The sequence below is a fragment of the Candidatus Rubrimentiphilum sp. genome (assembly GCA_035710515.1).
Taxonomy (GTDB): Bacteria; Vulcanimicrobiota; Vulcanimicrobiia; order Vulcanimicrobiales; family Vulcanimicrobiaceae; genus Rubrimentiphilum.
This window is the reverse complement of sequence record DASTDE010000001.1, coordinates 487,254-506,959: the sequence shown is the minus strand read 5'-3', so window position 1 is coordinate 506,959 and position 19,706 is coordinate 487,254. Positions and strand designations below refer to the sequence as shown.

General features: G+C 60.7%; 19 protein-coding genes. 10 read left to right on the top strand and 9 right to left on the bottom strand.

What is annotated here, in order from left to right:
- Positions 1 to 24: 24 nt before the first annotated feature.
- Genes hpnK through VFO29_02530 form a run of 3 tightly spaced genes read left to right on the top strand, consistent with a single transcriptional unit; the run spans position 25 to position 2,243 of the window.
- A complete protein-coding gene (gene hpnK, locus VFO29_02540) occupies positions 25 to 912 on the top strand; it encodes a hopanoid biosynthesis-associated protein HpnK (protein ID HET9392393.1) in 888 nt (295 codons plus the stop codon).
- Complete coding sequence (gene hpnI, locus VFO29_02535) at positions 902 to 2,044, top strand: bacteriohopanetetrol glucosamine biosynthesis glycosyltransferase HpnI (protein HET9392392.1); 1,143 nt, start codon at positions 902 to 904, stop codon at positions 2,042 to 2,044. Before hpnK ends, hpnI begins: the two co-directional genes overlap by 11 nt.
- Positions 2,045 to 2,075: 31 nt before the next feature.
- Positions 2,076 to 2,243 (top strand): hypothetical protein, encoded by a 168-nt coding sequence (locus VFO29_02530; protein ID HET9392391.1) that lies wholly within the window; start codon positions 2,076 to 2,078, stop codon positions 2,241 to 2,243.
- Between the two features lies 1 nt (position 2,244).
- Here the strand turns inward: VFO29_02530 and VFO29_02525 are convergent, their stop codons facing one another.
- From VFO29_02525 to VFO29_02510, 4 genes are all read right to left on the bottom strand, one after another.
- Complete coding sequence (locus VFO29_02525; protein HET9392390.1) at positions 2,245 to 2,616, bottom strand: VOC family protein; 372 nt, start codon at positions 2,614 to 2,616, stop codon at positions 2,245 to 2,247.
- A gap of 10 nt (positions 2,617 to 2,626) precedes the next feature.
- Positions 2,627 to 4,027, bottom strand: a complete 1,401-nt coding sequence (fumC, locus tag VFO29_02520) for a class II fumarate hydratase (protein HET9392389.1) — start codon at positions 4,025 to 4,027, stop codon at positions 2,627 to 2,629.
- A 62-nt stretch (positions 4,028 to 4,089) separates the two neighbouring features.
- Positions 4,090 to 4,302 (bottom strand): hypothetical protein, encoded by a 213-nt coding sequence (locus VFO29_02515; GenBank protein ID HET9392388.1) that lies wholly within the window; start codon positions 4,300 to 4,302, stop codon positions 4,090 to 4,092.
- A gap of 320 nt (positions 4,303 to 4,622) precedes the next feature.
- Positions 4,623 to 5,165, bottom strand: a complete 543-nt coding sequence (locus VFO29_02510) for a SprT-like domain-containing protein (protein ID HET9392387.1) — start codon at positions 5,163 to 5,165, stop codon at positions 4,623 to 4,625.
- Between the two features lie 36 nt (positions 5,166 to 5,201).
- Here VFO29_02510 and VFO29_02505 point away from each other — a divergent pair, with 36 nt between their 5' ends.
- The 5 genes from VFO29_02505 (at position 5,202) to VFO29_02485 (ending at position 10,182) form a co-directional block, all read left to right on the top strand.
- On the top strand, positions 5,202 to 5,642 hold the full coding sequence (locus VFO29_02505) for a tetratricopeptide repeat protein (GenBank protein ID HET9392386.1): 441 nt from the start codon (positions 5,202 to 5,204) through the stop codon (positions 5,640 to 5,642).
- Complete coding sequence (locus VFO29_02500; protein HET9392385.1) at positions 5,642 to 6,475, top strand: M55 family metallopeptidase; 834 nt, start codon at positions 5,642 to 5,644, stop codon at positions 6,473 to 6,475. The genes VFO29_02505 and VFO29_02500 overlap by 1 nt, the downstream gene beginning before the upstream one ends.
- Positions 6,472 to 7,296, top strand: a complete 825-nt coding sequence (locus tag VFO29_02495; GenBank protein HET9392384.1) for a M55 family metallopeptidase — start codon at positions 6,472 to 6,474, stop codon at positions 7,294 to 7,296. The genes VFO29_02500 and VFO29_02495 overlap by 4 nt, the downstream gene beginning before the upstream one ends.
- A 65-nt stretch (positions 7,297 to 7,361) precedes the next feature.
- Positions 7,362 to 9,131, top strand: coding sequence for a hypothetical protein (locus VFO29_02490; GenBank protein HET9392383.1), 1,770 nt, complete (start codon positions 7,362 to 7,364; stop codon positions 9,129 to 9,131).
- Positions 9,115 to 10,182, top strand: coding sequence for a CARDB domain-containing protein (locus tag VFO29_02485; protein ID HET9392382.1), 1,068 nt, complete (start codon positions 9,115 to 9,117; stop codon positions 10,180 to 10,182). Before VFO29_02490 ends, VFO29_02485 begins: the two co-directional genes overlap by 17 nt.
- A 12-nt stretch (positions 10,183 to 10,194) precedes the next feature.
- On the opposite strand, the gene VFO29_02480 is transcribed toward VFO29_02485, so the two are convergent.
- Together VFO29_02480 and VFO29_02475 are read right to left on the bottom strand one after the other, a co-directional pair.
- A complete protein-coding gene (locus VFO29_02480) occupies positions 10,195 to 11,592 on the bottom strand; it encodes a hypothetical protein (protein HET9392381.1) in 1,398 nt (465 codons plus the stop codon).
- Between the two features lie 2 nt (positions 11,593 to 11,594).
- Positions 11,595 to 12,908, bottom strand: coding sequence for an NAD(P)/FAD-dependent oxidoreductase (locus VFO29_02475; protein ID HET9392380.1), 1,314 nt, complete (start codon positions 12,906 to 12,908; stop codon positions 11,595 to 11,597).
- Positions 12,909 to 12,965: 57 nt separating this feature from the next.
- Here VFO29_02475 and VFO29_02470 point away from each other — a divergent pair, with 57 nt between their 5' ends.
- Positions 12,966 to 13,877 (top strand): site-2 protease family protein, encoded by a 912-nt coding sequence (locus VFO29_02470; GenBank protein ID HET9392379.1) that lies wholly within the window; start codon positions 12,966 to 12,968, stop codon positions 13,875 to 13,877.
- Complete coding sequence (locus VFO29_02465) at positions 13,874 to 15,295, top strand: glycosyltransferase family 87 protein (GenBank protein ID HET9392378.1); 1,422 nt, start codon at positions 13,874 to 13,876, stop codon at positions 15,293 to 15,295. Before VFO29_02470 ends, VFO29_02465 begins: the two co-directional genes overlap by 4 nt.
- Here VFO29_02465 and VFO29_02460 read toward each other — a convergent pair.
- The 3 genes from VFO29_02460 to VFO29_02450 are packed head-to-tail and all read right to left on the bottom strand — an operon-like array spanning position 15,243 to position 19,683.
- Positions 15,243 to 16,874 carry a peptide ABC transporter substrate-binding protein gene (locus tag VFO29_02460; protein ID HET9392377.1) on the bottom strand — a complete coding sequence of 544 codons (1,632 nt, stop codon included), beginning with the start codon at positions 16,872 to 16,874 and terminating at the stop codon, positions 15,243 to 15,245. The genes VFO29_02465 and VFO29_02460 overlap by 53 nt on opposite strands.
- 2 nt (positions 16,875 to 16,876) lie before the next feature.
- A complete protein-coding gene (locus tag VFO29_02455) occupies positions 16,877 to 18,562 on the bottom strand; it encodes a peptide ABC transporter substrate-binding protein (GenBank protein ID HET9392376.1) in 1,686 nt (561 codons plus the stop codon).
- Positions 18,559 to 19,683, bottom strand: a complete 1,125-nt coding sequence (locus VFO29_02450; protein HET9392375.1) for a hypothetical protein — start codon at positions 19,681 to 19,683, stop codon at positions 18,559 to 18,561. Before VFO29_02450 ends, VFO29_02455 begins: the two co-directional genes overlap by 4 nt.
- Between the last annotated feature and the right edge of the window lie 23 nt (positions 19,684 to 19,706).

Genomic DNA, 19,706 nt, shown 5'->3' with positions numbered 1-19,706 from the left:
CTGCGGCCTTCCTTCGATGGTCGCGTGAGTTCCTTGGTGAAAGAAGCGGCGATGCGCCGCCTGATTGTGACCGCGGACGACTTCGGATTGGCGATTCCCGTGAACGAGGCCGTCGAGCGGGCGCACCTGCACGGGATCTTGTCGACCGCCAGCCTGATGGTTGCGGCGCCCGAAACGGCCGACGCCGTTGAGCGAGCTCGCCATTTGCCGAAGCTGCGCGTCGGATTGCACGTGGTGCTCGTCAACGGCCGTCCGGCGCTGGCTGCCGAGCGCGTTCCGGACTTGGTGGATTCGCAAGGCCGGTTTGCAGCCAATCTCTTTGCGGCCGGCGTTCGCTACTTTTTCAAACCAGGGGTGCGACGGCAGCTCGAAGATGAGATCCGGGAACAGTTTCGGCTATTTTCGCAAACCGGACTCCAGCTTGACCACGCCAATGCGCAAAATCACATGCATGTCCATCCGACAGTACTCTCGCTGATGATGAAAGTCGGGCGCGAGTTCGGGTTGCGCGCGATTCGCATTCCGAACGAACCGTTCGGGCCTGCCTGGCGCGCTACAGGTACACATTTCGGCTCGCGTTGCGCGCAGAGCATCTTCTTGTCACCGTGGCTGGCCCTGATGAAAAGCCGCGTGCGCGCAAACGGCTTTGCAGCCAACGACTATGTTTTTGGCATGATCGATTCCGGCCACATGGACGCGCAGCAGCTCCGCGGATTTATCGCTCAGCTGCCATCGGGAGTCTCGGAGATCTATTCGCACCCGGCGACCGCAGGATGGGCGCAGGCCGATCCGCCCGATGCCGACTACGCCGGCGAATTCGCTGCGCTGATCGACCGATCGGTGATCGCCGACCTGCAAACATCGAACATAACGCCGGCCAGCTTCAGCGATTTGGCGCACGATGGCGTTTAAACTGCGCGACGTCGCCGCTGCGACCGCTCTTGCCCTAACCGCCGCGGGGCTGGCGTATTCCGTTGCCGAGATTGCCGGCATGCGTCGCTTTCGGCGGCGCTCTCCGCCTGCGCCGCCGGCTTCACTCCCGCCGATCACGATTCTCAAGCCGCTGCATGGCGGCGAGCCGCAGCTTTATGAGAACCTGCGCTCGTTTTGCGAGCAGACCTATCCGCAATACCAGGTAATTTTCGGCGCGCGGGATCCGCTCGACCCGGCACTCGACGTGGCTCGCCGGCTCGTTCAGGAGTTTCCCGAGCGCGATCTGTGCGTTGTCGCGAGTTCCGGCGTAAGGACGCCGAACCCAAAGATCGGGAACCTGCTCGGCATGATCGGTAGCGCCAAACATGATGTGCTGGTCATCGCCGACAGCGACATTCGCGTCGGAACGGAATACTTGAGGGCCGTGGCTTCGGCTTTCCGCGACCCGTGCGTCGGCGCCGCAACGTGTTTATATGGCGGGGTGCCGCTGGACGGAATCGCGCCGCAGCTCGGCGCGACGATCGTCAACGAGCATTTTATGGCGTCAGTGTTGGTGGCTCTGATGATCGAGCCGCTGGCCTACACATTCGGGGCCACAATGGCGGTGCGCCGCGAAGCGCTCGAGCGGATCGGCGGGCTCGCGGCGCTGGGCGGATTTATCGGCGACGACTTCATGCTGGGCAAACTCGTCTCCGAGGCCGGTTACGAGATTGCGCTCTGCCCGTACGTCGTGCGCATGACGGTCGCCGACCCGGATGTTCGAACGCTCTGGCTCCACCATCTTCGCTGGCAACGGACCGTCCGCGCGTCGCGTCCCCGAGGATTCGCCGGTTCGCTCGTAACCTACGTGCTGCCGCTGGCGTGCATTTCAGCGCTGCTCAACCGCTCGCCGATCCTCGCGGGGGCGACGCTTGCGGGCGCGGTGACGCTGCGAGTCATCGTCCATGACGAGGCTCGCAAGACGTTCGCTCCCGAGACGCATCTCGCGCCCTGGCTGATTCCGGCCGCCGATGCACTCGTCTTTGCAACGTGGATTGCCGCCTTCTTCGGCTCGGACGTCACATGGCGCGGCGACCGGTACGAGATTCAGGACGGCGGCCACTTAATGTAAACTCTTAGCGCGATCTGCCGATGTTGGGGGTATGGAACCGGGTCGCGAGGTCATGGCCCTTGAGGCCGATCGCCTGTACTACAAGAACTGGGCGTTGGATCTGCTCAGCTCGGAACGGCGCGCCGGCGGAGCGTGGGACGAAGTCGATTGGCGAACCACCTTTGCCGCCTGCACGATCGTCCTGCTAAGCAACAACTAGACTAGCTCCGGATCTCCTGGCCAAAAACGATGCGGTGGCCGTCCGGAGTCACTACGCCGAATTCGCGTAATCCCCAAGGCTTGTCTTCGATCGGCGACAATATTTTGGCGCCGCGTTCGATCAGCTCGCGATAGACGTCGACTACGTTGTCGACAATAACGTGGGCATAATATGAATGGTCGCCGGTGTCGCGTGCGAGCATTTCGTCCGCACATTCGCCGAGCATGACTTTAAAATCACCGAATGAGAGAAACTCCCAGCCCGGCACCGTAAAGTCCCGATCGAAACCGAGCTTTTCGACGTAATAGTCCGCTTCCGTGCGAAGATCTTTACCGCGAGCACGTGTCGCGTTCGGAGGACCTTTCGGGCTGATTTTGTTTCCGTCATGACGGCTTCGTCATTTCGTGCGGGACGACGTACTTATCAAAATCCTCAGCCGTGACGTGCCCCAGATTCACCGCTGCTTCTTTTAAAGTCGTCTTGTGGTGATGCGCGTGCTTGGCGATCTCCGCCGCCTTGTCGTAGCCGATCTTCGGCGAGAGCGCCGTCACGGTCATCAATGACTCGCGCAGGTATTTCGCGATCGTCTCCTCGTTGGCGCTCAACCCTTCGACCGCGTGCTCGCGGAACATCGTGCACGCATCGCGCAAGAGTCTGCACGAGTGCAAGAAGTTGTAAATCATGACCGGATTGAAGACGTTGAGTTCGAAGTTGCCCTGCGATGCGCCGAAGCTGATCGCAAGATCGTTGCCGTACACCTGCGCCACGACCATTGTCATCGCTTCCGACTGCGTCGGGTTGACTTTCCCCGGCATGATCGACGAGCCCGGCTCGTTTTCGGGCAGCGTCAGCTCGCCGATGCCGGCGCGCGGCCCGGAAGCCAGCCAGCGTATATCGTTGGCGATCTTCATTAAAGCTGCACCAAGCATCTTCAGCGCACCCGAAGCGAAGACGAAGTCGTCGTGCGAGGCCAGCGCTGTAAACTTGTTCGGATGGGACCGGAACGGCAGCCCTGTAAGCTCGGCGATCTTCTTGGCAACGCGCTCGCCGAATTCGGGATGCGCGTTCATGCCGGTGCCGACGGCAGTTCCGCCAATGGCGAGGTCGTACAGCGGGTCCAGTGCCGTCTTGCATGCAGCCATGGCGCGATCGAGCTGGGTGACGTAGCCGGAGAACTCCTGACCCAGCGTCAGCGGCGTCGCATCCTGCAGATGCGTGCGTCCGACCTTGACGATCCTCGCCCATTGTTTGGACTTTGCATCGAGAGCGTCGCGCAGTTTCTTGACTGCCGGCAGCATGTCGACCATCGCTTCGGCCGCGGCCATATGCATGGCGGTCGGAAACGTATCGTTCGAGGATTGCGACATGTTGACGTCATCGTTGGGATGGATGGGCTTCTTACTGCCCATCTCGCCGCCCGCAATCTCGATCGCCCGGTTCGAGATCACTTCGTTGACGTTCATGTTGGTCTGCGTGCCCGAACCCGTCTGCCAAACGCGCAGCGGAAAGTGCGCGTAGAGGTTGCCGGCGATCACCTCATCGGCGGCCGCCGAAATCAGCTTCGCCTTCTCATCACTCAGTTTGCCGAGCTCGCGGTTCACCGACGCAGCGGCCTTCTTTAGGGTCGCCATCGCGCGAATGACCTGCCGCGGCATCACGTCGCGCGGCGACTCACCGTCGCCGATATCAAAATGAATAAGGGATCGGGCGGATTGCGCCCCATAATATTTGTCGGCGGGGACCTGAATTTGCCCCATGGAGTCGGACTCGATGCGTGTTTTCACGCCCCTATCTTCTCGCTTGGGGGCCGGGTTCTGCCTCTATAAAGGTCGGAGCCGCGTTCTTTTTAGCCGTGCGGGACGAAGCGCTGCACGAGCGGCAACAGAATGGAAACAATCACGAGCCCTATCACCCAAAGAAACTTCTGGTCCATCGCGGCAAAGCGCTGGTCGATTCGTGTTTCAAGAGAAGCCAAGCGGGAATCGATGCCGTTCAGGCGCAGGTCGATGCCGTTCAGCCGCTGGCTGACTTGCTCGTAGGCTCCCTCCAGGTGGGCCATTCTAATATCCATGGGCTGCGCGCTCAAGATCCATCCTCCCGCATAGTCTATCACGCGTTCCGGTGATTTTCACTAGGCCTCGTCACGGCCATGCGCGACGGCAGGTTCTATTTTCTGAATGTAACGCCTGGCCTTACGACACTTTCCGTGAGCCGATCCGGGTGCTCATCAATGTGCATGAAAGGCACACTCAAAGCGAACGAAACAGTCGACCTATCGGTACGATTCTTTAAGACGAGAGGCTTGCAATACCCGGGCTCGCCGGCTTATCGCTGCCTGCCCCTGCACGTGAGCGCTCGCAGCGCTGTGGAAGACTCGTTCTAGGGCTGAGACTTAAATGCGGCGCGCGGAACGGTTACGCCGAGCTCGCGCGTTTCGGTAACTTCCAGCAACGTTAAGGGAAAGCGCGGATCGTAGCCCTGCTTGCTGCAGCGGCCGCAACTCATGGCCGCGCGCGGCAACCGGCGACGAAGAATCTCGAGCGCGCACTGCTCGCAGCGTAGGATATATCGCTTGGCGGATTCGTTGAACGGCTTCATGTTGCCGAGGTCGTGATAGATCGAAGTCAAGCCGCACTCGGCCATCTTCTTGCGAAACTCCGAGCCGTGGCCGGTGTCGCCCGTCCGATCGTAAAGCCAGGCGTGAATCATCTCGTGCAGCAGCGTTTCACGCAAAGCCTCCGGGTGCTCGCGGAAGTGCTTGGTTGAGAGCTCGATCAGGACCGGCCTGGTGCTATAGGTGATGCGTCCGGCCGAGTTCGAGAAGCGCGAGTTGTAGCGAATCCGGCAGACGGGCACCTCTCCGTTGAAATAATAGTTGTTCAACTCGGCGAACAGCAGCTGCAGATCGGTTTCGCTCGGCACGAAGAGTTTGTTCGACCTTCGTCCAACGTTTTCTTGGTGGTCGACACTCCCAAGCGCGGCTTACCGCCGCGCGTCTATGTTCCCATCGTTATCGTTGTTGGCGCGCTCTTTTTGGGCATCATCGGCTATCTTGTAAAAATCGGCTTCTCTACGGGCGGATCCGTTTTCGGGACCGGCACCGGCGCGAACCGGCAAGCAAGTGCCTCGGGCGCCGCGACCGCCGGGCCCGCGTCGGTCAATGTCCAGGGAGGACCGCCCGCCGGCGTTCGCGTGCAGCTGCAAGAGTTGCGCGACCGGATCGCGCGAAGCCCTAAAGACGACGTAGCGCTGACGCAACTTGGCGATCTCTACCTTGCGGTTGGAAAGTACAGCGAAGCAATCCCTTACTACACGCGCGCACTGGCCACAAATCCTCACAACGTGGCCGCGCACGAAGGTTTGACCGAAGCGCGCGCCGATCTGAAAGATTCTCCCTAGTGCGGTTATACGTTTCATGCGATATGGAAGGCACGGCCGGCGTCTGCAGCTGGCTGCAATGCGATCCATCGAACGCGCACGAGTATCCGATCTACCGCCGCTATATGACGCAGGAAGTGCGCGCCGCGATCGACGGCGCCCGCAAGGGCGGTGCGACCGATGTCGTCGTGAACGACTCGCACTGGGATATGCGCAATCTTCTCTGGGACGAACTGCCCGCCGACGTGCGCGTGATTTCAGGCGCGCGCAAACCCTTTTCGATGACCCAAGGGATGGACGAACGTTTCAACGGCGCGATTTTCACCGGATATCACGCGCGCGCGGGCGACGAGAACGGTGTGCTCGCTCACACATACACCGGCGAGACGATTTACAACGTCCGGGTCAACGGCGTGGCATGCAGCGAGGCGCTGCTGAATGCGGCGATGGCGGGCCACTACGGCATTCCGCTGCTCATGGTTACGGGCGATCGCGTGGTTGTAGAGCACGTCGCCGAGCATATGCCGTGGGTAACCGGCGTCATCGTGAAAGACGGCATCGGTCACTACGCCGCAAATTCGCTGACCCCCAAAGCGGCGCAAGCGGCGATTCGCGAGGCGGCCACGCGGGCGGTACGCGACGCATCCAACGCTAAATTGTTTACGTTCGAACCACCGCTCGCACTCGAAATCGACACCGTTCACGCCGAACAAGCTGACTTCATCGAGTTGATGCCCGGCTATCAGCGAATCGCCGGACGGACGGTGCGTTTCGAAGCCGGCGACTACCCTTCGATCTTCCGCGCCTTCGCCGCCGCCTTCCGCCTAGGCGGAGCCGCTAACGTGCGCGCATGAAGGTCTATATTTCGGCCGACATGGAAGGCACGGCCGGCGTCTGCAGCTGGGATCAAGTCGATGCGCGCAGCTACACTGCCGATTACTTCATTTACCAAAAAATCATGACCGCCGAGGTGTGTGCCGCCATCGATGGCGGCCGTAAAGGCGGCGCGCGCGAGTTCCTGGTCAACGATTCGCATGGGCCGATGCGCAATCTGCTTCTCGACGAACTGCCCGATGACGCGCGGATCATTTTTGGAAACCGCAAGCCCTTCTCGATGGTCCAGGACCTGGACGGCACGTTCGGCGGCGTCTTCTTCACCGGTTACCACGGCGCTATCGGTGAACCCAACGCGACGCTCTGTCACACGTACACGCCGTCCGTAATCTACGACGTGCGAATCAACGGCGTGCGCTGCAGCGAAGCCACGCTCAATGCGGCGCTGGCGGGCCATCATGGCGTTCCGGTTTTGCTGATTACCGGCGACCGTGCGACCATCGAGACCGCCAAAGCGCAAATGCCGTGGATAACGGGCGTGATCGTCAAGGAAAGTATCGGCAACTTCGCCGTGGATTCGATGTCGCCGCAAGCTGCGCAGGATGCCATCCGCGAAGGAGCCGCGCGGGCAGCCCGCTCGGCGAAGGATGCGCAGCCCTTCCGGTTCGAGCCGCCGGTTACAATGGAGATCGATCTAGCGAAGGTCGAGCAAGCGGATTGGATCGCGGTGATCCCAGGCTTCGAACGCAGCGGAGACCGCACTGTACGCTTCACGAGCACAGATTATCCGACGGTGTTTAAGGCTTTCGTGGCGGCTTTCCGGTTGGGCGGCATCGCATAGTCCAAATGACCTAGCCGCCTCGCGCTTCTCTTGCGGGAAGATACACCCGACGCTATTCTGAAGTCGTGCGTGCTTGGGTCCTCGTATCGGCGGCCCTCGTTCTTGCGTTGAGCTCGGCCGACGCTGCGAGTTCGATCGTAACGGTGTACGTCACCACAAAAACGCCCGCCGCCAACCAGCCGATTTCAGTTGAAGTCGGCGTAACGGCGGACGACGCCGGCGGCTGGGCTGCGACCGATTACGCATTTACGCTGCGGCTTCGCTCGTCCGACGGATCGATCGCCGCCGAGAGCCCCGCGATTCCCGGAACACAACCGGTGCAGCCGGGACACGTCACGCTTTCGATCGCGCGGTGGACGCTACCGGCGGGTCTTTCGGGGTATTACAAGCTGGAAGTCACGTTGCTGCACGGAGGCACCGTGCTCGCAACGTCTTCCCCAATTGCGGTGATCGTTGCGCAGGCGAGTCAACCGCCTGCGCCGAGCTGCGTTCACGGATCCACGAACAGTACAGACAACTTCGGACAACAACAGAGCGAAACGATCTTGTTTTCGTTCAATGGATGTCTGCCGGGGAACGGCAGCTACTCGCTGACCGAAGGTTTCTCGTCGGCTCCGAGCTCGGTTCAACCCGTGCTCGAACTGGATACATCGGATAGCCGTTTTCGTGGCGGCGCGCTTACCCCGCAGATCGATCCGTTGGCATTGAACAACGTCAGCGGCTATGGCGCGTCTTTCCAGCAGAATTGGGGAACCCAGCATTCCTTGGAGGCCACATGGCTTCGCGAGCAAGGCACGCCGGCCGGTCCGTCGGTCGCAGCTTTGCAATACACCGTGCGATCACCAACTCTGGTCGCGGGACTCAATGCCGGGCACATACGCTCCCCATCCGTGCCCGATTACGGCGGTCTGTCGAATTGGGGCGACGGTAACTTTGCAACACTCTCGCTCACCTGGCAGCCGCCGCCGCAGCGGCAATCGTTTGGGTTCCGCTTTGGTCTGGTCAACTATATGGATGCCGACGGCCTGACCCGTCGCGTCGATCGCGCATATGAGGCGCTCGCTACACTTTCAATCGGCGCCACGCAATGGACGCTCGATGAGTTCAGGACCGGCCCGTTCTACGTTGCGCCCGGTGCGCCGGGGATCATCGCAGATCGCGACGCGCAAAGGCTTGCCGGATCATTTCCGCTGGGACAAGCGGCGGTGACCCTGTCGGTGGAAGGCTACCACGACGATCTGCCGGGCGCGGATCTTTCGGTAAGAACGAACAACTGGACCGAGAACGCTACGTTTTCAATTCCGGTACGCAACGATGTTGCAACGCTGACGTTCACCGGCGGATCGCAGCAGCAATCAGGAGACTTTCCTTCAACCTATGCGACCAACGGAGTGGCGGCGGTCTATCTGTTGCGGCGTGGCGCGCAAAGCGTTCAGTTGAGCTACGGTGTGGTAGGCGCGACCTCGGGGCCGGATCAACAGCAGACCCAAGTGCAGTCGGGCATTACAGTTTCGCGAGTCGTTGCTGAAGGGTTGAGCGTGACGCTGGGAACGAATCTGGCCGGAGTGCGGGCGAGCAGTATGGACAGTGCCTCTTTTAACCGCACGAATTTCGTGACGTTCTCTTACTCGCGCAATCCTTGGACGCTTTCGACGTCGCTGTCGAATTCAGCAATGCAGCCGGGAACCGGCGATGCGCCACCACAAACACTATCGCTGAATGAGGGAATCCAGTTCAATCTGCCGAGCCACCTGGCATTGAAGTTTTCGATGACGAAAATTAACGGACAGTTTCCGGCATCGACGGGGAATATTGCGCTTGGAACACAGTTCTAAGTTCGTACAGCGGGCAGTCCTTGTCGCAGCGATGCTCGCGGCGTGCACCGCCAATGCCGTTGCGCAAGTCAGGCCAACGCCGACTCCCTCGCCAACGCCAATTCCTACTCCGACGCCGTCGCCGCGCCCGTTGCCGCGCGGCATCGCTCCACCTTCACCGATCTATCCGATTATGGCCGGACTGCAGGCAAATCCGCCGTTCAGCTTTCTGTGGACGCCGGTAAACGGTGCGACGCGTTACGAGCTGCAGATTTCGGATCGCTTCGACGTTCGTTCGCACGTGCTCGTGGACGTCGTTGTTCCGGGCATTGCCTACGGGTTTTCGAATCTCAACGTTCCCGGTTCCGGCTTCACCGCGTTGCAACCGGCCGGAGTCCCGCTGCCGGGCGGTCCGTATCACTGGCGCGTTCGCGCGATAAACGGCGGCACCGCAACGATATTTTCGCCCATCGCGAATTTCACGCTTGGAACGGTTTCCGGGGGAATGCCGATTCACGATCTCGCGGTTGCGTCAATCAGCGTGGACGGCGACCCTGTCGCGGGAATACCTTCGGCTATTCTCGTGCGCATCGAGAACCGCGGATCGTTTCCGGCTACCGGAGCGAACGTGATGGTCACCGCCGGAGGACAAACGATAGCATCGGAGCGGGTGAAGCCGCTCATCCCCGGGGACAGCGATACGGTCGCGCTTTCGTGGACGCCGCCGACTTCCGGATTTGCGAACATCGTCGCGAAGCTCGACTATGCGGACGACATCCCGGCCCACAAAAACGGTTCGTTCACTTTCTCCGTCCAGCCGCAAAAAACGGTTCAGGCCTCGTTTCTCGGCGTCATCGGCGGAATGTGCGGTTCGTACGTCTTGCAGGATGCGCAAGGAAACACAATCGCGCAGTTGCTACTTCCGCACGGCGTGTTACCGACGCCCTCACTCTACGGCCAAACGGTATTAGTCACCGGCAACTTTTCGATCGGCGCGCAGGGTCCGCAGATCGCGGCTACTTCAGTTCGGCTTGCGGCCGCCGCGAATTCCGGGCGCAATCCCTGCCAGTGACGCTCTAATGGCTCAGTGGGCTACAGGCGAGGCCTGGGCGAGCGCGGTCGCAATCTCAACCACGTCCGATTCGTCCAGCGAAAGTTCTCCCATCGCCTTCTCATAGGCCGCTATCGTTTCTTCGCTCTTGCTGCTGGCGGCGCGCTCTTCGCGCAACCGCTTGATCTCCTCGGTGACGCGCTGCGCCAGCCCGGGAGTAGGCTCGACTCCGCGCTTCGCCAGTTCGGCGGCATGCTTGCGCAGCGTATCTTCCACTAGCGCAACGCCCGAATGCTTTCCAAAGATCCACGAGATCTCGCCGCCGACCAAGTTCGCGGGCACAGCCTCGTACATGCGCCGGTCGATCAGCATCGCATGTGTGTGGATCCCGGACTCGTGCGCGAAGACTTTGGAGCCGACGATCGGTTCGTGCTGCTGCATCGGCACGCCGCTCATGCGCTCCATGAAGCGAGCGAGGTCGCGCAGCTTGTCGTATTTGAAGCCCGGGATTTCGACCCCGTACAGGACGTTGAGCGCGGTGACGAATTCGTGCAGTTTTACATTACCGGCACGTTCGCCGTAACCGTTGGCAGTTACCGAAACCACTTTGAAGCCGCATCCGACTGCGGTGATCGCGTTGATCGTGCCCAATCCGTAATCGTTGTGAAAATGACAAACCATCGGCAAACCTGCCGGCATCGCCGCGACGATGCGCGAGCAGTACCAGCGCGCCGCTTCAGGCGTTAGACAGCCGACGGTGTCGGGCCATGCCGGGCGGTCACCGCCCGCTTCGAGGCTGCGCTTGAAATACCGGATGAAGTAGTCAACATCGCCCCGGCTGCCGTCCTCCGCGCCAAACTCGATGCTGGTGACGCCGCGGCTGCGCGCATATTTGATGGCATCGCACTGCAGTTTGATGTTCGCTTCGCGGTAGAATTCGAGCGGCAAATCCAGCCACTCGCTTTCATCGCGCCCTTCAAGCCGGAGCAACGTCTTGCCGATCTTGTACTTCAGATGGAGATCGCTGCCGCTCGTAAAGATAAAGAATGTTACATCCGAAGGCGAAATGCCGACGTCTTCCAGCGTCTTGGCGGTAACGTCGATGTCCTTGGGATTGCTACGGCACATGACGACGATCTCGACGTTGCCCAATTCACCGCGCCGTTTGGATTCCATCACGAGTTGCAGCGTCTTGCGGTCACCTTCGGAGGCCGCCGGGAACCCGACGCTCATGATGTGGACGCCGATGTCCGCCAAGTGCTTGGCGATCTCGCGTTTCTGTTCGGGCGTATAGCAGACGCCCGGCATCTGCTCGCCATCGCGCAGCGTCTCGTCGTAAATCCGGATCTCGGACGGATTCGGGAACGTCAGCTGCTTCGTAAACTCGCGCGGGTCGCGAATCAGCTGCCCGATCGGCTCCTTCAGTTCCACGCTCACAGATTCTCGTCGCGCGCTATAAGCCCCGCGTCCGCCGCCGCGCTGGACTGAGCGCGCCGGGTGTAGACGCGCAGTTCGGAGATGTCGCGCGGAAAGAGCAGTTCAAGCGTCCAGTCGAACGCCACGCGCAACTTGCGGTCCAAGCCGGGCAAGCGCGCCAAATAGTACGTGCGCCACAAGAACCACGCCAGAAAGCCCGTCAGCACGTGATTTCCAGGCAGCTGCGCGACCGCTTTGCGCGCGCCCAGTGAGGCCATCATGCCCAGTGACGCGTAATGAAATGGTCGCGTTGGCCGCCCGTGCATTGCCGCGACCAGGTTGTCGGCAAGCAAAGGGCCTTCACGAATAGCGTGCTGGGCCGTCGGCGGGAAAAATCCGCCGCTGCCATCCGGAATCGCAGCGCAGTCGCCGCAAGCCCAAATTCCGCGATGATCGGGAACACTCATGTCCGCTGCGGTGAGGATCGCGCCGCTTTTCGCGCGCGCCAGGCGTTCGCTGCCGGCGAGCACGCGCGGCTTGATGCCCGCGCTCCACACGATCGTACGCGTTTCGATGCGCTTGCCGCCAGCAAGCTCGATGCCGTCGTCATCCGCGCCGCGTACGCCGTCGCCCGTCAAGACTTCTACCCCGCGGCTGCGCAGAAAGCTTTCCGCGTACGATCCCATGCGCGCGGGCAGACCCGGCAGCAGCGTCTTGCCGCCTTCGACCAGCACGATGCGCACGTCGCTGCGCCGCACGTTCGGATAGAACCGCTCAACGTTGCGAAATAATTCGACCATCTCGCCCGCGGTCTCGACGCCCGTAAATCCGCCACCGACAACCACGAGCGTCAGCAGCTTCTTGCGCTCTTCTTCCGGGGCGTCATCGGCAAGCTCGAGCAGCCACATGAAGCGGTTGCGCAGGATCGCGGCGTCTTCCAACGTCTTGAGTGCGAAGACTCGCTCCGCAACCCCGGGCAAGCCGAATGTCGAGGTCGAGGCTCCCGTCGTAATCACGAGTTGATCGTAGCGTAGCCGTTCCGCAACGCCGGTCAAGGTGTGCGTGTACAGTACCTCGCGCGAGTTCATGTCGAGCCCGGTCACGTCCGCCAGAATGAAATGCGTCTTGCGTAGCTGCGCGCGAATAGGCGTCACGATGTGACGCGTGTCGAGTGCGCCCGAACTCACTTCGGGCAGCATCGGCGTAAACAGCGAAAAATTCTCGCGGCTGATCAGCGTCACTTCGGCTTCGCCAGGCCGCAAGATGCGCTCCAATCGTTGGGCAACGCCGACGGCGGCAAAGCCTCCGCCCAGAATAACGATCCGCGTCACGTGCAATGTGTTCCGCTAACAAGATGCATTTGCCCTACGGTTTCAGAAGGACCGGGCGTGAGCGACGATCGGAAAGAGCCGCCCAAGAACCCGTGGGCCTCCGGCTTTAGCGCCGAACGTCCGGAGAACCGGGCATACGACGTTCACGAGGGCGAATATCTTCCGCCCGACGCCAAAAAAGAACGCGCCAAAAAAACGGCCGAAGGCATCGGGGCGGCAGGGCTCGGCATCGGCGCGCTACTCTTAAAATTCAAATCTCTGCTGCTCGTGCTTTTCAACTTTAAGGCACTGTTCATACTTTTGAAGTTCGGCGGATCGCTTTTTGTCTCGCTCTGGTTTTACGCGCTTTTCTGGGGCTGGAAGTTCGCCCTTGTTTTTATATTGATGCTCGCGGTGCACGAGTTCGGGCATTACGTGACCATCCGCGGGTACGGTCTACCGGCACGATTGCCCATGTTCGTTCCCTTTTTCGGCGCCTATACGGTCGGCGGCGTACCGGACAACCTCGAACACGATGCTTATATCGCGCTGGCGGGTCCGCTCACGGGCTTGGGCGCCGCCGCAGTCTGCTTCGGCTTCGGATACGAGTTTCATAGCTCGTTTTGGTACATGGCCGCGTACGTCGGCGCGTTCCTCAATCTCTTCAACATGATTCCCGTGCTGCCGTTCGACGGAGGCCGCATCGCCGGCGCGCTCTCGCCGCTCTTGTGGATTGGCGGATTTGTCGTATTCATCGTGCTCGCGATTACGCTGCACATATCCTTATTCTTCGTCATTATTTTCGGACTGCTCGCGATTCCGAGCGCGATCTCCGCCTGGCGCGGTCACGTGGATCCTCGCTTCGCCGCTATGACGTCCGCGGCGCGCGTGCGCGTAGCGCTTTGGTACCTGGCCACACTGTTCGCGCTCTTCTATCTCATGACGCTGTCGCATAGCATTCTCGGAGCGAACCCGGCCTTTCGCGCGTGAGGCGCGTAATCGTCGTAGCTGCGGCGCTGGCGATCCTGACCGCATTTACCGTCGCGCGTCCGCAGCACGGCTTTGGGCCGTCGCTGCGGGACTTTGAAGCTTACTATTCCGCGGGGGCAACATGGGCGCACGGCGATGACGCGTACAGCGTCGCGATTTGGCAGACCGAAGAAGCTCTGCCGGGTGTGAACGCGGAACGATTTGAGGTTCTGCCCTTCGTTGGACCGCCCGCGACGCTTCCACTGTGGGCAGCATTCTCGTTCATGCCGTACACGATCGCCGCAAATCTTTGGCGCGTTTTGCTTTTCGTTTCGCTGGCGGGGCTGCTTTGGATCCTGGCGCGGCTTGCCGGACTCGAGCGAACGCCGCTCGTTCTATTCGGGCTGGCGGTGGCAGCCCTCGGCTTCGGCCCGATAACGGCCGATCTCGCGCTCGGACAACTCGCGTTACCTGTCACCCTTGCCGTTCTCTGCACATTCGCGGCGAACGGAGCACTCGCACGGGGCTGCGCGGCGGTGCTCGCATTCGCACAACCAAATCTTGCGCTAGCGCTCACCGGAGGGTTGCGCGCGAAAAAGACCGCCCTGCCCATAGCGATCGGTGCAGCCGCATTTGTAACCGTGTGTTTCGTCGTGGTTAGAGGAACCGGAATAGTCAACTATATTCGGGTGCTGTACGAACACGGTGACGCCGAGCGTTTCTCCGCTGTGCAACTAACGCCGGCCGCCATCGCGTACGGATTCGGCGCGAGCGAGAACGCCGCACTGTACGTCGGCGTCTTCATCGCCTTAGTCGCCGTCATCGTGTGGCTGTCGTGCGCGCGTACCGTGCGCGATCCGTTAATGCTCTTCTGTGCGACCTCCGCACTCGTGCCGTTCGTGGTGACGTTCTTTCACGAGCACGATCTCGTCATCGTCTTCGCACCGGCGCTGATTCTAGCGGCGCGAACGTCCGGCAAAACCTCGCGAGTAGCGCTGGGCGGCGCACTGCTGTGCGCGCCTAACTGGCTCGGCCTCGCGCAAAATCCCGACAGCATGCTGCAAACGCTTCTGCTGGTCGTGGCATTTGCAGCCGTGCTGGTCGCGCTGAGGCAAGATTTTAGCTTTCGCACACTTCAGATTCCGGCTGCCGTCCTCATACTTATTGGCATCGCAGGCCTCGCGGCGCGGGCGCACGTTCTGCCGGTGTGGCCCGACGCAATGGCGGCGCTCCCCGGCGGCATGGAGCATGCAAAGATCGCAGCTGTCTGGCATGCAGAACAGACCGCCACGGGACTCTTCGCGCGCGACTCGCTGTGGGCGATGTTGCGATGCGCTTCCCTGGCCGGCTGCGGTCTGTTAGCTTACGCCGCGGTGCTCGACTCTGTCAGTTCGAGATCGCCTGTGGATTCCAGAACATACTCTGCGGCCCGGGGTTGATGCCGGTGAAGTCATCGTTGAACGTGACGTGATCGGTGCGCTGGCTCAAAACGATGAAAGGTACGTCTCGCGCAAGCAGCTCTTGCATGAGAATGTAATCGGCGCGCCGCCGTGCGGGTTCGTAGTGTACCAGTGCATCGGCGAGCGCGCGGTCGACCTCGCGGTCGCAATAGGCCATGTAGTTTTGGCCCGCCGGCGAGATGCGCGAGCATGCGACGAGGTTAGTGAGGTCGGGGTCCGGGGCGACGGTCCACGCATACGAGGCCAAATCGTAGCGGCGCGTCGCGACGACGCCGCCGGCCGCGTATGAAGCAAAGAGTTTGTTCGTCGCATACCGCGTGTAGTCCAAGCCGACACCAATCGTCTTGAACCATTGCTGGATCATCAGGACGCGCGAATCCAGTCCCGGATTGCCGGTATTGCCCGCGAAGTCAAAACGCAGCGTCGCGCCGTTCTTGTGCCGCAGGCCGTCGTCACCGAGTTTCCAGCCGTCGCGTTCGAGTTGCGCCGCCGCCGCCTTCAAATCGAACGTGTAACACGAGGCTTGCGGATCGTAGGCCCAACTCAAGTGCGAGATGGGTGTGCACGCCAGGTACCCGGCGCCGTGGTCGATCTTCTTCCACATTAAATGCACGTCAATGGCACGGGCCAGTGCCTCTCGCACCTGCGGGTCGGCCAGCATCGGATTCCGCAAATTGAAGTCGATGTGCCCGTACGACGTGACGTCGTGTGCGATCGTCCGTGTATCAGGAATTCTTTGAACTTGCTGAAACTGGAAGGTCGGCACGCGGATATAGGCGTCGATGCCGTGCGACTGCAGCGCGACGCCGACCGAGTTTGAGTCCGGAATGATCTTGAAGATCACGCGTTTGAGCTTCGGCGGGCCGCCCCACCAGCGCGGAAATGCCTCCATGACGACTTCGCTGCCGCGCGCCCAGCGCACGTAGCGGAACGGGCCGAGGCCGACCGGCAAGCCGTTGTACGGCGCGCGGTTGATCTCGCGCCCTTCGAGCAGATGTTTCGGCAAGATCGCCGGGTTTCCGACCGGCGTGAAATAGTGGTTTATGAAGGCCGCATACGGTTTCTTCAAGTGAAAGACGACGGTGTATTTGTCCGGCGTGTCGACCCGCGTGATGAGGTCCCAGCCCTCGCGCGTCAGCACGTTGGTATGCGGATCGAGAATAGTTTTTACGGTGAACGCGACATCGGCCGACGTGAACGGCGCACCGTCGTGCCACACAACGCCGCGACGCAGTTTGAACGTGAGCGATTTGCCGTCCGCCGAGATCAGCCCGTTCGCCTTTGTCGGAACTTGTAAGCAAAGCGATGGAATCGCATCACCCTTGTCGTTGAAGACAAAGAAATACCCCATCGTAAACGAGGACAGATCGTTGACGAGCGTTTCGGTCGAGAGGAGCGGATTGAGGTTGTCTATGTCCTCGCCGTCCGCCCAGCGGAACGTGCCGGGAATCGTCCACGGGTGCAGGCGGTGCGTCCCCGCCGGTTGCGGTCCGTGATTCGCGGAGCAGCAAACGAGCGCGGCGCCCAAAAAGAGCGCCGCGCAAACCCGGAGGGTCACGGTTAAATGTCGACGTTCATGAAGTCGTCGAACGGCGAAACCGCGTTGGGATGGAAATTGTGGAGGTCTTTGTTCACGACGTAGATGTCCTCGCGCCCCGTAGTAACGACTGTTGGCACATCGGCCACGATCGCTTCTTGCACGATAGCGTCGTCTTTGTTGCGTTCGGCTTGCTCGTAGTGTCCGTATAAGGCCGTCATAGCGTTGTTGGCCTTTTGGTTGCACCAGCGGACGTCATTTTGACCGTTCGGTGGAATCGAGCCGCACCCGTAGATGCTCGAGAAATCTCCCAGAGGATCGAGTCCCCATGAGAAAAAGATCACGTCCCACTTCCCGCCATAGACGATTCCTCCGTCCTGAACGGGCGCGAATAGCAACTCTGCCGGATAGACTTTCAGCGAAAGCGAGACGCCAATCTGCTTCCACCAGCTGCGGATCAGCTCGATCTGCAGATTCGTATCCGGGGTGCCCGTGGAGCTTACGACTTGAAGCGCGAGCTTCGTTCCGTTCTTGGCGCGAATTCCGTCCGGCCCGCGCACCCATCCCGCTTTGTCGAGCATCGCGTTGGCCTGCGCGATGTCAAAGGGCACCAACTTGATCGTCGGATCCCAGTACGGGGCTGTATGCGCCGCGGGTTCTTCCTGCAGATACCCGATGTTGTGAGCGACTTTGTGATAGATCGTCTGGCGGTCGATTGCAAACCGCAGCGCTTGGCGGACGACCGGATCGCTTAGCCCGGGCCGTGATGTGTTGAAATCGAGATGGTTAAAGTAATAGCTCGGAAGCCTCACAATGGTGAAACCTGGAATACTGTTCGCGCGGGCGTAATAATTTCCAGGAACCGGGTACCACATGTCGAGGTCCCGGGCTTGCAGCTGCGTTAGAACAGTGTTCCGGTCCGGAATGATGACGAACTCAATTCGCTGCAGCTTGGGTATTCCGCGGAAATAGAGCGGGTTGGCAACCATGACCACGCGCGAAGCGCGATCCCAGCGCAGATACTTGAATGGACCGATGCCGACCGGCAGAGAATTGTACGGCGCCCGATTGATGTTCGGCAATCCGCCTAGAATATGTTTTGGAAGGACACACGGGTTCGCACCGGCACTCGAAAAAAACGTTTGAACGAACGGCGAATACGGTTTCTTCAGGTGATAGATCACGGTGTATTTGTCCGGTTCGTCGATCTTCACGATGCGGTCCCAACCTAGACGGCCGACCTCGTTGTTGGCCGGATTGAGCACGACGCGCGTGGAGAAGACGACGTCGTCGGCATTAAAGGGCGCGCCATCCGACCATTTCACGCCCTTGCGGATGTGATACGTGATCGTCAAGCCGTTCTTGCTGACGCCGCCGTTCTCAGGTGTGGGGACCTCGGTCGCGAGCTCCGGTATTGGATTGTTGTGGACGTCCCACTTGATGAGCCACGCCATCGTCAGCGACGACAATAGGCCGACTTCGGTCTGCTGAGCGAGATGCGGATTGAGCGACGAAATATCAGACGCCGTAGAGTAGCGCAAAACGTGGGGTATCGTGAATTTGTTCACGCGAGCGGTAACCTCACCCATCACAGTGTGATCGGTGCCGTTGCTCGCGACAAGGGTCGGGCTCGCCGTTTGGTTAGCAGTCTGCGTGCATCCGGCTAAAGCGAAGACGGTGGCGATCGCAGCGGCAAGAATACGTTTCATCGAGGTTCCTCTTTCATCGCGTCGGGATCCAGACCGTGCTCTATGCAAAACTCGCGGTAGGCCAGCGGTGATATTTCGGAAGGCTTGATTTCGCTGCGACCTCCCCAGAAGACATTCGTATACCCGAAGTCGATGCCGGCTTCCCGCAGGTGGGCGTCGATGGCCGCCTTATGCGCCAGCACCACGTCTTTGTCCAGGCCGTGCGCGACTGCCATGACGTTAACGTTCCGGAACTCGTCCCCGCCCTCGCGCCAGTAAGCGTGGGTGATGATGTGGTGGCGGCCGACCTCGCGCCCCGCGTCGATCTCGCGCCCCGGAGACACGGCCCAGTGAAAGAGCGCGTTGTAACGCGTAACCCGCTCGTTTCCCGCCGTCGCTTTTACATGTTCGAGAAAAGTCGAGAACCTGCCGATCACGCCGAGTGCGTTGAGCTCGCGCGCCGTTTCGAAGAATTCGTTCAAAGCGACGTTTGCTTCGGCAGCGCGTGCCCGCCAAAGATCGCGTACCAGCTCTTCCGGTTTAAACTCGCGCTTCAGCGCCGTGAGCACGCGCCATTGCCGCTCGTCGAGCGAGACGAGCGTCGTGTCGATCGGTTCGGCCGGAACGTCCGCGCGGCTGCCGATCTCGATCCCGCGGCGGCGGACGTGACCCACTCCAAGCGCAAAGAGCTTCTTTGCCGGCATCAACCGGAAATGATCCGCTTGAACTCGCTCGCGCAAAAATTCCGCGTGTTTTTGGAGCGAGTACCCTTGCGGAACTTTGAGCGTCGTCCACAAACGGTAGGCAGCTCCCGGCGTCGCCGGATCCGCCGTGCGAATGACGACGTGTCCCGAAAACGGATCGTCACGAAACATGTAGTCGAACGCGGCGTCGAGCTTGTCCGGGCTTACACGCCAGGCGACTAAGGCGCCTTGCGCGAGGCTCGTTGCAAGCAGCGTCTGGCGAACGCGGCGGATGGTACCGGCGCGCAGCATTGCAACAGTCCGTTCGATGACGATCTCAACCGGAACGCCGCTGCGCGCTGCGATCTCGCCAAACGGATCTTGCTGAAAACCAGGCAGCCGATCTTCGGAGATCGCGAGAATCTGCGCGTTAAGCGGATCGCTGACCGCCGCCGGCACCGACGCAGTCTTAGTCACGTCGA

Bases quoted from the DNA above. Each gene is read 5' to 3' on its own strand.
- VFO29_02530 (HET9392391.1), top strand. From the start codon at position 2,076: ATGGAACCGGGTCGCGAGGTCATGGCCCTTGAGGCCGATCGCCTGTAC.
- VFO29_02495 (HET9392384.1), top strand. From the start codon at position 6,472: ATGAAGGTCTATATTTCGGCCGACATGGAAGGCACGGCCGGCGTCTGC.
- VFO29_02515 (HET9392388.1), bottom strand. From the start codon at position 4,302: ATGGCCCACCTGGAGGGAGCCTACGAGCAAGTCAGCCAGCGGCTGAAC.
- VFO29_02455 (HET9392376.1), bottom strand. From the start codon at position 18,562: ATGAAACGTATTCTTGCCGCTGCGATCGCCACCGTCTTCGCTTTAGCC.
- hpnI (HET9392392.1), top strand. From the start codon at position 902: ATGGCGTTTAAACTGCGCGACGTCGCCGCTGCGACCGCTCTTGCCCTA.